The sequence below is a fragment of the Pseudomonas sp. PDM04 genome (genome assembly GCF_014851765.1).
Lineage (GTDB): Bacteria > Pseudomonadota > Gammaproteobacteria > Pseudomonadales > Pseudomonadaceae > Aquipseudomonas.
The window spans coordinates 1-1553 of the sequence record NZ_JACVAI010000013.1 but is presented as its reverse complement, the minus strand read 5'-3'; the positions used below and the strand labels follow the sequence as shown (position 1 = coordinate 1553).

At 55.9% G+C, this 1553-nt stretch carries 2 protein-coding genes; both read left to right on the top strand.

Annotated features, from left to right (window positions below):
* The coding region (locus IB249_RS29540; RefSeq protein ID WP_192309933.1) for an RHS repeat-associated core domain-containing protein at positions 1-1204 on the top strand (1204 nt) is incomplete at its 5' end.
* A 135-nt stretch (positions 1205-1339) separates the two neighbouring features.
* A partial coding sequence (locus tag IB249_RS29895) for a hypothetical protein (RefSeq protein WP_225607249.1) occupies positions 1340-1553 on the top strand: 214 nt, incomplete at its 3' end.

Here is a 1553-nt window from a genome sequence, read left to right as displayed (position 1 = left end):
ACCGCCGACCGGTGTCGACAACGATCATCTGAGCTACAGCCTCACCGACCACTTGCGCTCCGGGCTGCTGGAATTGAACGAACAGGGGGCAGTGATCAGCGACGAAGGCTATCTGCCGTTTGGCGGCAGGGCATGGTGGGTGGCGCACCATGGCGCCAAGGCGTCGTACAAGACCTGGGGCTACTCGGGCAAACAGCGCGACGCAACGGGTTTGATTTATTACGGCTATCGTTATTACGCACCCTGGCAACAGCGCTGGATCAACCCGGACCCGGCGGGGGAAGTGGATGGGTTGAATTTGTATTGTTTTGTTGGTAACTCGCCGGTGCGGTATTTCGATAGGGACGGCCGGGTTGGAGAGGAGGTGATCAATCCGGAAGAAATGATAGGTTTTCTGCAAGCATTGGGGCAGCAAGCAAACGAGGGTGACAAGCACTCCCAGGGACTTCTGGATGCTCTCCCTGACGTACAAATTCCGATGCCTGCAGACCCAAGCACATCAACGGCCGTGCCGACTCCTGTCGTGGTCGATCCTCCTAACGCAAGTGGGTCACCCACTGAGGTGACGGCGCCACCATGGCACGCTGAGCTTGCTCAATTCGTACAAAGTTTGATTGATGGTGGTACAGGTGAAGAGGCGAGTCTTGAAAACCAGCCTGCCCGGGTCACAACAGCTGATTCGGTTCCTACGGCACCTCAGCCATCCACCTCTAGAGCAGCTTACGGTTTGCCTCCACCTACTGGAATGGAGCATGGCACCTTCGCTGTACAACCTACAGCTGACAAACCGTTTGTTTGCGAAGCCTGCGGTCGGGGGTTTCGGATAAAAAAAAATATAGATCGGCATCTTCAAACGCACACCGCGATAAAACTTCATCGATGCGAAATTTGCGAAAAGGCATTCACGCGGCACGCGAGGTTGAGAAATCACATGGACAGTCACGCAGGAAACAGTCGTTTTCGCTGTTCGGTTTGCGACAAATCTCTTGCAACTGAAACTTCCCTGACTCATCACATGGCCACTCACTCCGGAGAAAAGCCGCATATCTGCGAACAGTGCGGTGCAAAATTCGGGTTGAAAGGCAATTTGACTCTTCACATGAGATCCCACGGGGTCAAGCCTTTCGCGTGCCCAGTATGTCAGCAACGCTTTGTGAGACACGACAGAATGAGAGACCACCGGCAGGCAAAGCATGGGTTTTGAGGAGGAACCAGTGCTCGATCCTGCCCAGCCAAAGGATCTTCGTATCATCTTAGGGGCAGTACTGGAGACTGACTGACGAAGAACTGTCATTTGTGTCAGTAGCCGCGACATGTCCGGCGTGGTATTCACAGCCACATGAACAGCCTCGGTGTAAACACCAACACTCCCGATCTCGCGGTGCTCGACCCGCGAGGCTTGGCGGTGCGGGCAGTGGCTTATTGCCGGGCTGTCGAGGAAGAGCCGTCGCAAGCGCACATCACCCGGCAGGTGTTTGATCCGCGGGGGCGTGCCGTGGCGCAGTTTGATCACAGGTTGTTTGCCGAGGGGCTTGGCCCGAACCTGGGGGCGG